The sequence below is a fragment of the Thermodesulfobacteriota bacterium genome, from assembly GCA_031082315.1.
In the GTDB taxonomy this organism is placed as follows: Bacteria; Desulfobacterota; QYQD01; order QYQD01; family QYQD01; genus QYQD01.
Map to the genome: position 1 here is coordinate 27,958 of JAVHLC010000009.1, position 15,924 is coordinate 43,881.

A 15,924-nucleotide genomic window follows, 5' to 3' on the forward strand; every position below is an offset into this window, starting at 1 on the left:
CTACAAGGGCTAATCGGGTAGCCGGTGGGAATATGGGGGACGGTCATGTTTTTATGCAATTTGTCCTTTAATCAGACTTAATTGACGATCGATGGTTAATCTTTCTCCGCGCGCTACTGCCCGACTGACAGAAGACTGAACCATGCCCAGTAATTTGCCGACGGCAATACCTTTCATCCCTAATTCCTTAACATCCCAGTCCCAGTTACGTAGACCGGAAAGCGAAATTATGTAATATCTATTGCTATATATAACGTTATCCGTTATAATTTAAACTATCGAAGATATCAAACCGATGAGGAAGCCTGGTGATCAAATCGTTCCGTGACAGGGGCACAGAGGATATCTTTGACAGGAAAAACACCAGAGAGGCGCGCCAGACCTGTCCACAGCAAATCTGGCGCGTGGCACAGCGAAAACTCGATCAACTCAATGGTGTAGTTTCCTTGGAGTCATTGAAAATTCCACCGGGGAACTTTCTGGAAGCCCTTAAGGATGATCGAAATGGACAACACAGCATACGGATTAACGACCAGTTTCGTGTGTGTTTTGTGTGGACAGACGATGGCGCAGAAAACGTCGAAATAACCGATTACCACTGAATCGTGAAGGAGAAGAAGATGGTTCGCATACCAAAATATGGTCCGCCTACACATCCCGGCGAAATGCTGTTGGAGGAGTTTCTCAAACCCCTGAATATGACGCAGAGTGAGTTGGCGCAAAAGCTCGGTGTTTCATATCCTCGTGTTAATGAACTGATTCATGGGAAGCGGGGGATAACCCCTGACACAGCACTTCGTCTGGAGAAACTATTTGGCATGGAGGCACAGTTTTGGCTTAATTTGCAGTTGGCATGGGATCTATATCATGTAACTCACTCATCAATTGCTAAGGAGATAAAGAAGATAAAAAGATTACCTGCATTAGCTCACGTCTAAACCGTATAGGGTGGGCTTATTGTCCTTTTTTGCGTTTTAATGGCTGGATATCTACCCCGGATCAGCCCCGCGTTCGACCAAAAATCAGATACTAAAAACACCTGGACTAAATATAGCATATTTGCTATAATAACAACCCAATGATGAATTGGACAATCACTTATTATAGCGAGTCAGTGCAGGAAGAAATCATTGCATTGCCTGCAGGCTTCCTTGGTCGTTATCTTCGATATACAGACCGAATGGAGGTTCACGGCCCTGATTTAGGTATGCCTCATACGCGAGCAATGGGTGATGGGCTGTTCGAATTGCGCCTTAAGGCCGCCGAATGGATTGCCCGGATATTTTATTGCACTGTGGTTGGCAAAAAAATTGTGGTTCTGCACCAAGTTATAAAGAAAACAGACAAGACACCGCCGAGAGAACTTGAAACAGCCCGGCGGCGGATGAAGGAGATCAAAAATGCTCACACACAAAGAACTTAAAGAGCGCGCTCTCAAGCGTGCAGACGTAAGAGCCGAATATGACCGGCTGGAAGAAGAATTTGCCATTCTCGACGAATTTTTAAAAGCCCGAGCCGCTGCCGGCGTCACTCAAGCCGAAGTTGCCGAAAGAATCGGCACAACGCAATCAGCTATTGCACGTTTGGAGTCTGTTAGCGGGAAATACTCCCCGTCATTGGCAACATTGCAAAAGTATGCACATGCTCTTGGCTGTCGTCTGGAACTGCGACTCGTCAAGAAATCTCAACTTACAGAAGGTCGGACCAGTCGCTCAACACGGACCGCCCGCAAGCGGTCGGCCGGTTAGCTTTGAACCGTTAGTTGCGACACGAAGTCGCATAATCGAAGCGGATTATGGGACGGACATGAATTTATGCAATTGAAGCTCCCCGCAGCAAGCTGCGGGGAATCTCCGTATGCAAGGTAAAATGCATCGTATGCGCTCGCTATGCATGTTCATGGTTTCACCAGGCTTATTGCCCTTTTTTGCGTTTTAATGGCTGGATATCTACCCCGGAGAGATATCAGCTAATGGAAAAAAGCGGCTCCTGAATCTGTTGGCCACGGCAGATCGGACATTTTCCGGGTTTACTCAGTCGCTCCCTCTTTTTGAACTCAAAGCCGCACCTTTTACATGTGGCAGGGATTATGAGCAACTGCTCGCCGCTCTTCTGAGTTGCCATCCGGATATGCTCCAGATGGTAAACAACCTCTTTTTCAGAAATCCTTACCTCTGCCGATATCTCCCGCGCTGAAAGGGTTCGCCCCCTGAGAACAGAAATTATTTCCTGCCGGATGGTGTTATGCTTTTCCGGCGGGACAAAAGGTTCTTTTGGTCTTGTCTTCATTTGGGCCGCCGATAAATTTGGCGAGGAGATCCTGACCAGGATCAAATAAAAAGGCTACATCTCATGAACCGGCCTGATCCGCACGGCGCAGATTTTATATTCCGGTATCTTGGAGACCGGGTCAACCCCGGGATTGGTAAGGAGGTTGGCGGCGGCCTCCCGGAAGTGGAAAGGGAGGAACACCGTACCCCGCTGGCACATCTCCGTAAGCGCCACCCGCACCGTTATGTCACCCCGCCTTGAGGCAATACGGACCGGAGAATGGTCATCAATGTTCAGGGCAAAGGCGTCAATGGGGTTCATTTCTACCATAACCTCCGGATACATCTTGTTTAGACCTTCAGCCCGGCGGCTCATGGTACCGCTATTGTAGTGATAAAGTACCCGTCCGGTAGAGAGTAAAAAAGGATAATCGTCATCCGGCATCTCGCTGGCCGGGATCACTTCCAGCGCATGGAATAGACCTTTCCCGCGGGTAAAACCATTGCAATGCAAGACCGGCGTACCGGGATGGTCCAGGGTTGGACAAGGCCATTGAATCCCTGCCTCTTCCAGGCGATCGTAATAAATGCCCCCATAGATAGGCGTCAGGCTGGCTATTTCCTCCATGATCTCTTCCGATGACTGATAGGACATCTCGTATCCCATCTTTGCCGACAGGTCGCAGATAATTTTCCAATCCGGCCTGCTTTGCCCCGGAGTTGAAAGGGCCTGTCTGACCCTCTGTACGCGCCTCTCCGTATTGGTAAAAGTGCCCTCTTTCTCTGCGTAACTTGCCGCCGGTAAGACCACATCGGCCAGCATGGCGGTCTGGGTAAGAAAGATATCCTGCACCACAAGTAATTCAAGTTTTTCCAGGGCCGATCGGACGTGATTAATATCCGGGTCGCTTATCATGGGGTTCTCACCCATGATGTAAAGGCCCTTTATCTTCCCCTCGCCGGCCTGTTTTATCATCTCCGTGGCCGTAAGACCGGGTTCCCCGGGCAGCCGGGCATCCCAGGCCTCCTCAAATTTCCGCCTGACGGCTGCATCGGCAATGCTTTGATATCCGGGGAGCTTGTCCGGTAAGGCCCCCATGTCACAAGCGCCCTGGACGTTATTCTGCCCGCGCAGGGGATTCACCCCGCCGCCTTCAATCCCTACATTACCGCACAGCATGGCCAGGTTGGCAATAGCCTTTACATTGTCCGTGCCGCTCCGGTGCTGTGTAATACCCATACAATAGACGATGGCGGCCCGCCCCGCCTGCGCGTAGAGACGGGCGGCTTTCTTGAGGTCTCCCGCCGGTATCCCGGTGATCATCTGCACCAGTTCAGGGGTATATTTTTCCACGGTTTGGGCAAAGGCCTCGAAGCCTTCGGTCCGCTCCCTAACGTAATCCTTATCCCATAGCCCCTCTTTAATAATGATATGGGCCAACCCATTTAACCAGGCTATATCCGTACCCGGCCGGGGCCGGAGATAAATATCCGCATACTGCGTCATCTTGATCACGCGGGGGTCAACCACGATAAGCTTTTTACGCAACCGGGTAACTGCGTTTATAATATGAAGGCTGATAATCGGGTGGTTTTCTGTGGTATTGCTGCCTGTAAGCAGGATAACGTCGGCCTTCTCCAGGTCCTGGATGGAATTGGTCATGGCCCCGCTGCCGAATGCGGCAGCCAGACCGGCTACCGTGGAGGAGTGTCAGAGCCGGGCGCAGTGGTCTATATTATTCGTGCCAAAGACGGCCCGGGCCAGCTTTTGCATCAAATAGTTTTCTTCATTAGTACATTTAGCCGAGCAGAGTACCCCCAGACTCTCCGCTCCATACGCCTCTTTGAGTTCCTTAAGTCTATCGGCAATAAGCTCCAGGGCCTCATCCCAACTGCAGGCCTGAAGTTCGCCGTCCCTCCGTATCATAGGTGTAGTAAGCCGGTCTGGATGTTTGATAAAATCATGCCCGAAGCGCCCTTTTACGCAGAGGTGCCCTTGATTGGGAATAAAGTCCGGATCAGAGCTTACTTCTACCAACTTTTCCCCCCGGATATTGAGAATCAGGTTACAACCTGTGCCGCAATACGGGCAGACAGTCCTCACCTGCCTGAGCTCTCCGGCCAGGGATTGTTCTGTTTCCTTCTTGACCAGGGCCCCGGTCGGACAATTATCGGCGCAGAGGCCGCAAAACACGCAGTTGTCATTAATAGTCAGAGAAATCGCCCGTAACTGGTCAAGGGTTTCCAGTTCGCCTTCTTCTAAGTTGATGGCCTCATATTCACAGACATTCTTACAACGCCGGCAGAGCACACATTTATTCCGGTCAATGGTTATAAAAGGATGGCTGCGGTCCACCTTATAGTTGAGGCGGGTGCCGATCCCGTAATGAGAAAGATCAACATCATATTGAGGGGCCTCCCGTCGAATAATGCATTTGTCCACGGCATGACACCCGCACCCCAGGCAACGCTCCGCCTCTTCCACCGCCATCTCTTTAGTATAACCCGTTTCTAACTCGCCAAAGTCACCTAACAGGGTTTTGGGATGACGTACCGGCATCTTATGCCTGGAACGCTGGGGTACTTCTTCGAAGTTCCGCAGATCGACGTCTTCAAAAAATTCGCCTTTAGTGATATTAAACGGGATACGCGGCGACTCTATCCTCCGTTCGGTCAAGTACGTATGAATGGCATCGGCTGCCTTTCGGCCTTGAGCTATGGCCTCGACAACAGTGCGCGGTCCGCTGACCGCATCGCCTCCGGCAAATATCCCCTCTAGATTGGTGACAAGAGTACCGGAGGCCGCCTCGATAGTATTCCGGCGGGTAAGCCCTAACCCTTCGGTCAGGCCCTCGGCATGACATTTTCCGATCTCTACAGATTGGCCAATAGCCGCGATAACACTATCTACCCGTATTACACTTTCAGACCCGGTGACAGGCACGGGACGCCTCCGGCCGCTCTGATCCGGTTCCCCCAGTTTCATCCTCTGAACCTCGAGATCAAGGAACCCATCGCCCGGAGTAATCCTGATTGGGGCCGCCATCAGGAAAAATTTAACACCTTCGTCCTCCGCCTCTTTGATCTCGCGGTGGCTGGCCGGCATCTCCATCCGTGACCGGCGGTAAACTATAATCACCTCATTCGCCCCCATCCTGAGACAGGTGCGCGCGGCGTCAATGGCGGTATTGCCCCCGCCGATTACAGCCACCCTTGATCCTACCTGAACCTTCTCACCTTCAGCAAACCTGCGGAGAAAATCGATGCCGGAAAAGACTCCGGGGAGATCTTCACCTTCGACGCCCATGGGACGGCTCTTCCACGCCCCTATACCGATGAATATGGACTCGAACCCTTCCTGTTTCAGGCTCTCCAGAGAAAAATTCTTGCCCCATCTCCGGCCGGTCCTGACCTCAACACCCAGGTCAAGGATAAATTGTATCTCGGCATCCAATATTTTCTTGGGCAAGCGGTACTCCGGGATGCCGTAACGAAGCATCCCGCCCAATGCAGGCATGGCTTCGAATATGGTCACCTGGTGTCCCTTGCGGGCCAGATAGTATGCAGCAGTAAGCCCGGCCGGCCCACCTCCGATCACGGCCACCCGGTGATCGGTAGATAGTCGCTGGGGCACAGGAATGGACTCCTTGTGTGCGAGTCCATAGTCGGCTGCAAACCTCTTCAGATGGTTTATCGCCACACTGCCATCTACGAGATTCCGGCGGCAGCGCGATTCACAAAATCGGGGGCAGACCCGCCCTACCGAAAGAGGCAGGGGATTTTTCTCCTTAATCAGCTCCAGGGCCTCAAGGTATCTCCCGGCCGCAATATGGGCGATATACCCCTGGATATCAATATTGGCAGGGCAATCGAGGGAACATGGCGCTATGCAGTCGCCATAATGTTCAGAAAACAGGAGTTCCAGGATGACCCGGCGGGCGGTCTTTACCTTTTCGGTATGGGTGGCTACCACCATGCCCTCAGAGACCGGAGTAGCACAGGAAGCGATGAGTTTGTCTTTACCTTCGACCTCCACGACACACATTCGGCAGGAGGCCGGGGGTTTTTTGAATTGGGGCAGGTAGCAAAGGGTGGGAATCTGGATGGCAGCCCTGCGGGCTGCCTCCAGGATGGTGGTTCCTTTCTCGACAGTTACTTTTCGGCCATCAATGGTTAAGGTTACTTCGGGCATACCTTATACGTACAATATTATTCAGGTATATGCTTTTAAAAATTACACTGTCAGCCAGGAGTGAGAATAGAGCGTCTTTCCCATAAGGACCCGCGCCGTCTTATAGTACTCAAGTTCTTTTGGACCAAGGCCCTTGGGATCAGGCTCATTTCCGTCCATCATGCCATGTACGAGATTGACTATTTCGGTCATCCCCCCCTTGGCAATGGTTAATAATTCCGTATCATAACCATCTACGATGGCCGAGTAAATACCGTATTTCATGAGCATTATGAGGTAACAACGGTTGATATGAGGTCTCAGTTCGTGCGGAGCCCCGTTCGAGATATTGGAAAGGCCGACAATGGATTTGGCGCCCGGGGCGATCTCCGAAAGCATGGACATAAATTCCAGGCCGGCCAGCACCTGGTTGATATCCATGCTTATCGGAGTGGCTATGGGATCTATCCATATCTTTTCTGTAGGAATACCGGCCTCATTGGCCTTGTAGATAATATCCACGCAGTGGGCCGCCCGCTCATTGGCATCCCGCGGCATACCTTCCTGACTCCAGAGAAGGCCGATCATATCGGCATTGTACTTCCCCGCCATGGGCAAAAAGGCCTCCAGCCGTTCCGGCTGCAGAGAAATTGAGTTTATAAGGGATTTACCCGGATTGGCCTTTAGACCGGCCTCAATAGCGGCTGGATTGCTGGTATCCAGGGAAAGCGGCAAGTCCGTCACCTCACATACGGTCTTAACCAGCCAATCCATAGTCTCATCGCCGCCCTTACGGGCCGGACCGATGTTGAGATCAAGATAATCTGCCCCGGCTTTAACGAGCTCCCGGGCCATATCCTGAATCGGCTTGGCATCGCGTCCCTTTATAGCCGCACCGATGGTCTTCGACATAATATTGATGTTTTCCGCCACACAAACAGCCATAAAAACCTCCACTTAAAAATGACGTTCACTGTTTTCCGATTACCGTTCACCGAAAAAACAACGATCGGTCTTGGAACTATTGAAACTATTGGAACTTGAAACTGTCTGTCGTTTATGCGCTCCACTGCTTAAGATACGCCGACAGGTGGGCCGCCTCACGGGGGCCAACCAATATCTGCCAATCCGGCAGTTCCTCTTCCAGTTCACCGCTCATGCCCGCGAGGTAACCAGGAATAACCAGCTTACGGTGTTTCACCCGATCGGCTATGCCGGACTTCTTGACAAACACAGCTACGGTATCAGCAGCAAACTTACCTGCTGCCCAGGCCGTGAGGACGGACAGACCTTCTGTGTCTTTGATCAGTAACCAGGCCGGCACCCGGCTGGACTCCACTTCGCCGGAAACGATAAAGTAGGTCAAAGAGAAATTGGATGTGATCAAAACCGGTGAATCTTCCCTGGGGCCTCCAATCTCATAGACCTTTTCCTCTACGGCCATAGGACGCTGCGGGTCGGTATAGATATTCAAGCTGTCCAGAAGAAGTGGAAATACGTTATGGCCTTCCATCTCTGAAAGGACAATAATCCCTGCATACTTGGCAATAAGCATCGAGGCGATCAGGGCTTCCTTCATCTTGCTATCCGTCAACCGGCCGGGGAAGGTAATGGTAGGGAATCCCACTTGTTTAACCTTCTTGACCAAGGCCGAACGCCGAATGACTACCTGATCCTCCAGGGCCTTCTTAACGTTCGCCGGCTGGCTGTCTATCACCAGGTCTTTAAGCCCCATTCCCAGAAGCTTATCCGTAATAGCCATGACCTCATCCAGGCCGGCGCCCCTTACCGCCAGAGGGCAGGCCGACTCTTTGGCCAGGCTGCCCATAGCCTCTGCCGTATCCTTGGTTGCTGCATAGATAAGGGGCTTCTTATCCTTGCTGACCTTTAGGGCCTCAGAAATAACCTCCGGCCTATCGCTCATCAGGATAATAGCGGCATCCATCTGATCAATCACCCGCTTTACAAAAGCGGCAAACTTACCGGCGTCTCCGGATTCTTCTTTGAGGGCCAGCATCTGCGGACGCAGAATCAATCCCACCCGTTCAAATTCCAGGTCTTTAAATTTAGAAAGTTTTTCATTTACTACGGAGTCATCCATGGTGTCGGAAAGCATAAGGGCCAGGCCCGGAGGGTTCTCAAACCTCTTCTCATGCCTGAACATCACCGTCTCACCGCCCAGTTTAACCGCACGGTCGCCCGTACCAATAGTCAAGGTGCGGATAGGCGGCGCCGAGGCCTCATCTATCTCTGCCCTCACATCGTCCGAGACATAAGGACAGGCAGCCAATTCGGCCTGACCGGTTGCCAGTTTCATGGCAAAGGCCAGACAGGTGGGAACCCCGCATTCGCCACAGTTCTTCTTGGGTAATTTCTTAAATATCTCTATGCCACTTAATGCCATTCTAAAATCTCCTTTCTATCTCGCGGCTTTCAGCATTCAGCCGTCAGCTTCAGAGCAAAACAACCAGGGCCGCTGTTTTTCATTCTGCTGAACGCTGATAGCTGAGCGCTGAAAGCTGTCTTTTTAAAGTATAGATTCCATGGTGAGCGCCGGGTGTCCAGCCTCTTCCAGGAAGGGAAGAAGATCTTCCTCCGTAGCACCCTTCGTTTCGTCAGCAATTATATCGAAGAGATTTGGAATCCCAAGCTCTTCTCCCCGGCTTTTCAGTTTGGCCTCCAGTTCCTTCTTCAACATCTGCGGCATCCACACAACACGCTTCAACCCGCCCTCGGCCAAGAGGAACTTCCGGCTGGCAATATAGTGCTTGCTTACACCCAAAAAGCCCGGGGTAACCTCCCCGCCGCCCACCATACCGGCCATAGTGGTGAATTTCATACCACTCGGCGTCATGCCCAGATAATCACGGTTGACGATCATCACCCCGTTACAAAGGGGTAAGATGGTGGCGATGCACTCAAAACAGCCACAGGCGGTCATCGGATCATGCACCAGACTATAGGCACTGGCCGTCGAGACCTTCTGCCTGGAGGCCTTAAAGATAAATTCATCCGTTCCCTTCCATTTGCCAAGGACCGGATCTATACACTTTCCCTTGACAATAGGTTGATTGGGGCCGGTAGGGTTGATCTCATACGACGCCTTGCCATCCAGCCAGTTATAGGCGCCGCACATCCCGGTTCGCTCCGGGGTAATGATGCAGACATGGCTAGGGGCAAAGGACTGACACAGGGTACAGGAATAAAAGATATCTTCTGATTCATCGGTCATACCCTCAACCCGCTTATCCCGGGCCGCATATACCTTCCGTGCCAACGCCAGTACTTCGTCCACCTTGGCCTCTTCAGTGTATATCTTGACCTGCACCTTGTCGCAGATGGCACCAAATTCCTGGTGGTACTTGGCATGCATTATCGTTCCAAGATGCTTCAGCCGGAACCCCTTCTCCACGGCTGCCTTCCCAACGCGAAGCCACATGATGGCGCGTTGTCCGATGTGCATGATGCCTTGAGCGTAATTGACCAGGTGGTGAATCTGCCGCTCCAGAATGGGCTCGAAATCCTCCTGCATCTGGCGGCCTGCCACTTCTACGAGCATGGCGAAGGGAAGCTTCGAACCCTCCTTGACCTGGTCCAGATCCGGACCGATCATCTCCACATGACCGTCTTCCACCTCATCCATATCCCGGCTTACCGTCAGTTCAACGCCTTTGGTCTTACCTCCGCCGCATTCCAGATAGAGGTCATCTTTTCGGATCCGTTCACCCTCAAAGGCCGGGCCGTAGGATACCGGTATGTCTATCTTGGACACGGTAACCTTCAAGCCCCTCACTTCTACGGCCCGCTGCACGATCTCACTGTGGGGCACGTTGCTGACCACGTGTTCGTATGTGCAGATACCGGTGGGCAGGATCTCGGGTATCGGGGTGTCGGCTATGGCGGGGAAGCCCCAGTTTATCGCCCCGGCGGCATTGGCGTACCATTCGTCGGACACCGGTCCCAAGGGCATGGCAAAAGCGAATATACGGTTCTTGTTATAGATGAGGTTGCCGCGGAAGTCACCCGGTTTGATGCCGCCGAAGGACATGGCGGCGCGGGTGGCAAAGCCCATAGCAAAGACTGTGGCCGTGTAGTCGGGCCCGAAAGAGACAAGCCGTGTGGGCCAACCGATCTGTACACCCGCCTCGACCAGCTGCTCCGACATCCTCACGCCGTTGTTCTCCGCGCACATGAAGACGTACAGATTCTTTTCCTGGAGTTCCTTCGCTATCTCGGCAGCGATCTCCTTGGTCGGAGGCGCACCCAGGATGGCCGCGAATCCCGGAGCCGTGCCGTCGACAAACTCTACGCCCCGCTTGCGCAGAATGATATCATCCGCGGCGCCGAGCCAGATATTGCCGTTTACCGGATCTTCCTGTTTCGTATAGAAATCCGGGTATTCCAGATACCGAATCGCCTCAATAATCTCCTCGGCGAAGAAGGTGGCCATGCCGGCCTCCAGAGTCGGAGCCAGATACGGCAACCAGACCTTCTCGCTGACGAGCGGTGGAAGCAACGATCGGCATTTTTCCAGTACCGGTCTTACATCCCCCAACTTGGACACCGGTACCCCGAGAATGCCGTATATGATGGGAAGATAGTATGCGGTATTCGGAAAACCCACCGCATGATCCGGTCCCCACTTATCCAGCGCCTCCTGATACTTCTGTTCGGCCTTGTCCACAATGTTGTGGGCGCCCCTAATCGCCGCTGAGCAAATAATCTTAGACACCTTAAGTTCCCCCTGTTTATCTTGTTATCTCTTATCCGGCTGTCAGGTCACTGATCATATCTTTTATAAGTGCAATAGACTCTGGATGCCTCATAATTAAAATATCCGCCCCGGCCAGCAAAAGCAGCTGCGCCGTCACGGCTTCCATAAGCACACCCCGCTTTGCCGGATCACCCAGTTTGGGAGCCTCATCCCGGCTCTGTTTGGCCTCCTTGGTCTTCCATATCTCTTTGCCTAAGTTACAGATCATTGGAAACTGAAGCCGTTCATCCTCTTGGGTTAGAGCAGCCATCCGAATACGTTCCATGACCGAGTAGCCATATTCCAGTCCGTATCCAAGGGCGCCGGTGGTCGGATCGATGAGGATGCGTCCGTCCGGCACACCCAGGTTGCCAAGCAGGATGTTGAGCTGTTTGGCCAGATTTATGTCGATAGGAGTCGAGGCAATAACCGTGTGTTCATATCCAATGGCCACAGCACCGATCTGTTTATAATTGGCCTCGGTCACCGGGCCGATCATCAAATTCCGTCCTGCGCAATCCTCGGCTATCTTTCGTAACACCTCCATATCTTTCTCCGCATTATTGCATCCCCATACGATGAGCGGGACATCCACGACTTCGGCTACCTTTTTGGTCAATGCGGCCGCCTCTTCTGCGGAACGGTTCTCGCCGTTGGGGTCTGTACTGACCAACTGAAGGGCAATCATCTCCGCGCCGTAGGTATCCACGCATTTCCTGGCCCAGGCCGCCGGGTCTGAAACCACGTCGGCAAAAGGCTCCAGGGCCTTAGGCGCCCAGTCTTCGGGCGGGCTGTCATAAACCTCCATGGCGATGCGAGGCTTAAGAGGCATCTGGCCCTCAAAAAGATAAAAAGGATAAGAGGTCCCACCACCTACCGTGATCGCCTTATCCCCCTTACCCAAAACAATATCTCTTATTTTCCCTGAATAAGAAACCTTTGGTATTTCTAAAGCCATTCCTTTCCCTCCTTACAGTAGCTGTCAGCTGTCAGCTCAGGTCCAAAACAAGTCTCTTTTTGCCTTGTTGCTGAACGCTGATAGCTGAAAGCTGAATGCTTCTTTATAGTCCTGCTTCATCCAACACCTGGGGAACCCTCTTCTCCCACCCGATGGCCATGATATGTACACCGTGGCATAGGTCCTTCATCCCATTTACCAATCTTGCCGCTATCTCAATACTGGTCTTGACTTTGTCCTTGGTCTCCGTCATCTCTTTGATCAGGTATTCGGGAACAAAGACTCCGGCCACATTTTTGTTCATAAAGCGGGCCATACCCGCCGACTTAAGCAGGATCACACCCCCCAGTATTTTTGTCTTATACCCCTCCACCCGTCTCATGAACTTTTCAAACAGGTCCAGGTCATAAATGGCCTGGGTCTGAAAAAACCGGGCACCGGCTTCCATCTTTTTTTCCATCTTTATAATCTGTAAGTCAAGCGCGGCCTCGGTATCCGCACCTGGGTTAACTACCGCACCGGGCAGAAAATCCGTAGCCCCTTTAAGCTCGTTCCCAACCATGTCCGCGCCGCCGTTAAGTTTGCCGATCACCTCCAGCAGACTCACCGAGTCCAGATCAAACACCGGCTTGGCCTGGGGATGATCTCCAAGGGTCGGATGATCCCCGGTGAGCGCCAGGACGTTTCTGATCCCCAGTACCCAGGCGCTGAGGAGGTCGGACTGGAGGGCCAACCGGTTCCGATCCCTGCAAGTCACCTGCAGGACAGGATCGATCCCCATATCCGTCAATAAGTGGCAGACGGCCAGGGAACCCAATCGCATAACAGAACTCTGCATATCGGTCACATTAATAGCATCGACACGGTCTTTTAAGATGGAAGCATCTTCCAGAAGAACACCCGTATCGGTCCCCTTCCCAGGCCCGATTTCCGCCGTGACTAAGAATTTATTCGATTCTAAAGCCTGTCTGAAACTCATTTTGCCACCCTCTTTTCAAGATCAGCCATAGAGCGCACAAAGTTTTTTCATCTGCCGTTTATCTCTGTAGCTTGCAGTTTCAGCCCTCTTTCGCCTTCAGTTCTTCCCTAATTACCCTACCCGGGTGAACGGCCCAGCCCTTTATTTGCGTCTCGCCTCTTAAATAATCCAAAAGCCCCAGCCGCTTTAGTCCATGGTATATCTCCTGCCAGGCGCAAGGGCGATCTTTAGAAACCTCACACTTACCCTCCTGGGAGCCGCCACACGGCCCATTGAGCAGGCCCTTAGCACAGCGTGCCACCGGACACACACCGGCCGTCCTCCCCAGGATACAATCGCCGCAGGCCATACACATTTCAGTCCAGACGCCCGGTTCTTGTTCAATGCCGATAAACTGTGTGTTGAGCGCCGGCAGAACACGTTTGTCCGGAAACCGTCTGGCCACAGCCTGCACGCCGTTGCCGCAGGCCATAGAAAGGACGGCTTCATAATCCCGAATTTTCTCCTCCAGGCGATCAATGAATTTATCCGAACACTGCCGGGGAATCATGCCCTTTTCTACGGTCAGTCCCTCTCTGTCCGTCGCCAGATTTTCGGCCAGTCTTGCCACCTCATCCGGCCCACCTGCGGAACAGAACGTCATGCACATACCACACCCTACTATCAGAACCTTTTTATAGGGGGCGACCATGTGTTTTATTTCCGCCAAGTCTTTTTGTGTAGCAATAATCATATCCCGCCTCCCCGTAACTGCCGGCCGCTAAGACACAAAATAGTCAAGATTTTTACATTCTTTGTGTATCGGCGGCCTTGCGGCAAAAACAGATTCCCTCTTGCCGGACCTACATGGCAATGGGCAACGAAACTATAAACGTGGTACCCTTGTTTTCCTCGCTCTCTACATGAATGGTACCTCTGTGGAGGTCGACTATCTTTTTGACAATAGAAAGGCCCAGCCCTGTCCCGGCTATGTTTTTGGTTATTTCCGACCTGATACGATAAAACTTGTCAAAAATACGCTGCATATCGGACTGCGCTATGCCGATGCCGGTATCTACTACCTTGATGCGCAGATCTTGACCGCTTTCGTATATATCGACCGTTACCCGCCCACCGCCGGGTGTGTACTTGATCGCATTGCTGATTAAGTTGAGGAGAACCGCCTCTATTCCGTTCCGGTCACCACTTATGAGCGGCAAATCTTCAGTTACGTGCGTCTCTAAAGTTATATCCTTATCCTCAGCCGACATGGCCGTCAATTCGACCGTCCGCTGCAGTATCTCCCGCAGGTCTAAACGTTCTATCTGTTGTAAGACCTTCCCTTCCTCAATACGGCGGAAGTCCAAAAGGTCGTTGACCAGGGTAATCATCCCTTTGGTTTTTTCCTTGGCCTTCGCAAGCAGGTCCTTCTGTTTCGCATTAAGCTCACCGGCCAGGCCGTCTACGACTACGGAGAGCTGCATCAGCATGGAACTCAAAGGCGATTTTAGTTGATGGGAAACCATAAATATAAAATCATCCTTTAATGCATTCATCCCGCTGATGCGCGCAACATCGTGGATTAAGGCTACCATCCCAATCGGCGCCCCATCTCTATTGATCACGGGATTGACATGGATCCTTAGACGTTTATCGCCGGTCTCCAATAAACAGACTTCATGGTGACCTTTGGGGTGCTCGACAGGTTCTACTCTGGCGGCACATAGCAACTTCTCCAGTTCCTTATTTCTTATGAATTGTTGAACCGGGCGCCCCAACTCGTCACATGATATATCAAGCATATCGGACGCCTTTGAATTGCAAAATACAAGATTTCCATGTAGGTCGGTAACCATAATCCCGTCGGCAATACTGTCAAAAATGGCCCGCATGCTGTCCGATCCACAGCCCTGAAGGGACCGCCTCTCTCTTTGCAGAGCTTCCAACTCCCGCTTTAGGTGAAATCTTTCTATGGCCCGGTCCATCTTCGTCCAGAAGCGCTCTGTAGTAAACGTCTTTCGTATGCAGTCGTATGCCCCGGCGTGCATAGCCTCAATGGCCTCTTCACCGCAATCTGCAGACATGGCCAGGATCAGTATCTCGCTTCTCGCCTTCCGCAGAGTCTCCAGAAGCGGCATGGCTCCCAGGCGTGGGAGTTCAAGAGACAGCAGCATTATATCAACACCGCCCGGATTTTTCTGAATAAAATCCAATGCCTCTCTGGCGGTTTCAAGCACGACAACGTTATACCCCCGGCCGGTTAAAAGTTGATTTACTTTATTAAGGACGGCGATGTTGTTTTCCACTACTAATATGTTCGGTTTAGTCAGCATAAATCTGTCTTCATGTTTACGGGCTCAATAACCGTTCCACCCGCCTCGCCAACTCAGCAGAATCGACCGGCTTGGCAATATAGTCATCGGCCTCGGTCATTAGACCCATTTCTTTAGTGTAGGTCGTCTTGAATATGGATTGGTCCACCGCGGTGAGGAGAATGATTGGTATGTGACTCAACTTTGGATCGGACTTGAGAACGACGCACACATCATACCCATTCATTTCCGGCATCATTACGTCCAGGATAACCAGATCCGGCCCCGCAGCCCGGACCTTATCCAGACCTTCCTTCCCGTCGTGGGCTAAGACAACCTCGTAAGCCTTACTCTCAAGGAGAAGTTTGACTGCCGCACAAAAATCAACGTCATCATCTACCATCAATATTTTCTTACTCACGGCCATACCTCGCTGTCGAAGTTTTAACCACGAATGAATCCGTTAATCATCGGTTATTTGTCGGTTGTCTTTGTCACTTCG

General features: G+C 52.0%; 15 protein-coding genes and 1 pseudogene. 4 read left to right on the top strand and 12 right to left on the bottom strand.

Annotated elements, in window-relative coordinates; genetic code table 11:
• Positions 1–51: 51 nt before the first annotated feature.
• Entirely contained in the window at positions 52–177 is a 126-nt protein-coding gene (locus RDU59_09050; protein MDQ7838621.1) for a hypothetical protein, read from the bottom strand.
• A gap of 131 nt (positions 178–308) precedes the next feature.
• Here RDU59_09050 and RDU59_09055 point away from each other — a divergent pair, with 131 nt between their 5' ends.
• The 4 genes from RDU59_09055 (at position 309) to RDU59_09070 (ending at position 1,748) form a co-directional block, all read left to right on the top strand.
• The gene (locus RDU59_09055; GenBank protein MDQ7838622.1) at positions 309–602 is read left to right on the top strand and encodes a type II toxin-antitoxin system RelE/ParE family toxin; all 294 of its coding nucleotides are present in this window, start codon (positions 309–311) and stop codon (positions 600–602) included.
• An 18-nt stretch (positions 603–620) separates the two neighbouring features.
• A complete protein-coding gene (locus tag RDU59_09060) occupies positions 621–938 on the top strand; it encodes a HigA family addiction module antitoxin (GenBank protein MDQ7838623.1) in 318 nt (105 codons plus the stop codon).
• A gap of 143 nt (positions 939–1,081) precedes the next feature.
• On the top strand, positions 1,082–1,423 hold the full coding sequence (locus tag RDU59_09065; GenBank protein ID MDQ7838624.1) for a type II toxin-antitoxin system RelE/ParE family toxin: 342 nt from the start codon (positions 1,082–1,084) through the stop codon (positions 1,421–1,423).
• Positions 1,401–1,748 carry a helix-turn-helix transcriptional regulator gene (locus RDU59_09070; GenBank protein MDQ7838625.1) on the top strand — a complete coding sequence of 116 codons (348 nt, stop codon included), beginning with the start codon at positions 1,401–1,403 and terminating at the stop codon, positions 1,746–1,748. Before RDU59_09065 ends, RDU59_09070 begins: the two co-directional genes overlap by 23 nt.
• A 217-nt stretch (positions 1,749–1,965) precedes the next feature.
• On the opposite strand, the gene RDU59_09075 is transcribed toward RDU59_09070, so the two are convergent.
• From RDU59_09075 to RDU59_09125, 11 genes and pseudogenes are all read right to left on the bottom strand, one after another.
• Entirely contained in the window at positions 1,966–2,289 is a 324-nt protein-coding gene (locus RDU59_09075; GenBank protein MDQ7838626.1) for a transcriptional regulator, read from the bottom strand.
• A 54-nt stretch (positions 2,290–2,343) separates the two neighbouring features.
• Entirely contained in the window at positions 2,344–4,374 is a 2,031-nt protein-coding gene (gene fdhF / locus RDU59_09080) for a formate dehydrogenase subunit alpha (GenBank protein MDQ7838627.1), read from the bottom strand.
• Between the two features lie 60 nt (positions 4,375–4,434).
• A pseudogene (locus RDU59_09085) lies at positions 4,435–6,462 on the bottom strand (NAD(P)-binding protein).
• Between the two features lie 42 nt (positions 6,463–6,504).
• Positions 6,505–7,386 carry a dihydropteroate synthase gene (locus RDU59_09090; protein ID MDQ7838628.1) on the bottom strand — a complete coding sequence of 294 codons (882 nt, stop codon included), beginning with the start codon at positions 7,384–7,386 and terminating at the stop codon, positions 6,505–6,507.
• A gap of 112 nt (positions 7,387–7,498) precedes the next feature.
• On the bottom strand, positions 7,499–8,845 hold the full coding sequence (gene acsC, locus RDU59_09095; protein MDQ7838629.1) for an acetyl-CoA decarbonylase/synthase complex subunit gamma: 1,347 nt from the start codon (positions 8,843–8,845) through the stop codon (positions 7,499–7,501).
• 123 nt (positions 8,846–8,968) lie between these two features.
• Positions 8,969–11,173 (bottom strand): acetyl-CoA decarbonylase/synthase complex subunit alpha/beta, encoded by a 2,205-nt coding sequence (gene acsB / locus RDU59_09100; GenBank protein ID MDQ7838630.1) that lies wholly within the window; start codon positions 11,171–11,173, stop codon positions 8,969–8,971.
• Positions 11,174–11,204: 31 nt separating this feature from the next.
• On the bottom strand, positions 11,205–12,152 hold the full coding sequence (locus RDU59_09105; protein MDQ7838631.1) for an acetyl-CoA decarbonylase/synthase complex subunit delta: 948 nt from the start codon (positions 12,150–12,152) through the stop codon (positions 11,205–11,207).
• A 103-nt stretch (positions 12,153–12,255) separates the two neighbouring features.
• Positions 12,256–13,131, bottom strand: a complete 876-nt coding sequence (locus RDU59_09110; GenBank protein MDQ7838632.1) for a methylenetetrahydrofolate reductase — start codon at positions 13,129–13,131, stop codon at positions 12,256–12,258.
• Between the two features lie 79 nt (positions 13,132–13,210).
• A complete protein-coding gene (locus RDU59_09115) occupies positions 13,211–13,864 on the bottom strand; it encodes a methylenetetrahydrofolate reductase C-terminal domain-containing protein (protein MDQ7838633.1) in 654 nt (217 codons plus the stop codon).
• 109 nt (positions 13,865–13,973) lie between these two features.
• Positions 13,974–15,443 (bottom strand): ATP-binding protein, encoded by a 1,470-nt coding sequence (locus tag RDU59_09120; GenBank protein MDQ7838634.1) that lies wholly within the window; start codon positions 15,441–15,443, stop codon positions 13,974–13,976.
• A gap of 16 nt (positions 15,444–15,459) precedes the next feature.
• Complete coding sequence (locus tag RDU59_09125) at positions 15,460–15,849, bottom strand: response regulator (protein ID MDQ7838635.1); 390 nt, start codon at positions 15,847–15,849, stop codon at positions 15,460–15,462.
• Positions 15,850–15,924: the final 75 nt, after the last annotated feature.

Coding starts and splice junctions, on each gene's coding strand:
- RDU59_09090 (MDQ7838628.1), bottom strand. CDS start 7,386: ATGGCTGTTTGTGTGGCGGAAAACATCAATATTATGTCGAAGACCATC.
- RDU59_09110 (MDQ7838632.1), bottom strand. CDS start 13,131: ATGAGTTTCAGACAGGCTTTAGAATCGAATAAATTCTTAGTCACGGCG.
- RDU59_09065 (MDQ7838624.1), top strand. CDS start 1,082: ATGAATTGGACAATCACTTATTATAGCGAGTCAGTGCAGGAAGAAATC.
- RDU59_09070 (MDQ7838625.1), top strand. CDS start 1,401: ATGCTCACACACAAAGAACTTAAAGAGCGCGCTCTCAAGCGTGCAGAC.
- RDU59_09060 (MDQ7838623.1), top strand. CDS start 621: ATGGTTCGCATACCAAAATATGGTCCGCCTACACATCCCGGCGAAATG.
- RDU59_09120 (MDQ7838634.1), bottom strand. CDS start 15,443: ATGCTGACTAAACCGAACATATTAGTAGTGGAAAACAACATCGCCGTC.
- RDU59_09075 (MDQ7838626.1), bottom strand. CDS start 2,289: ATGAAGACAAGACCAAAAGAACCTTTTGTCCCGCCGGAAAAGCATAAC.
- RDU59_09115 (MDQ7838633.1), bottom strand. CDS start 13,864: ATGATTATTGCTACACAAAAAGACTTGGCGGAAATAAAACACATGGTC.
- RDU59_09105 (MDQ7838631.1), bottom strand. CDS start 12,152: ATGGCTTTAGAAATACCAAAGGTTTCTTATTCAGGGAAAATAAGAGAT.
- RDU59_09050 (MDQ7838621.1), bottom strand. CDS start 177: ATGAAAGGTATTGCCGTCGGCAAATTACTGGGCATGGTTCAGTCTTCT.
- RDU59_09125 (MDQ7838635.1), bottom strand. CDS start 15,849: ATGGCCGTGAGTAAGAAAATATTGATGGTAGATGATGACGTTGATTTT.
- acsC (MDQ7838629.1), bottom strand. CDS start 8,845: ATGGCATTAAGTGGCATAGAGATATTTAAGAAATTACCCAAGAAGAAC.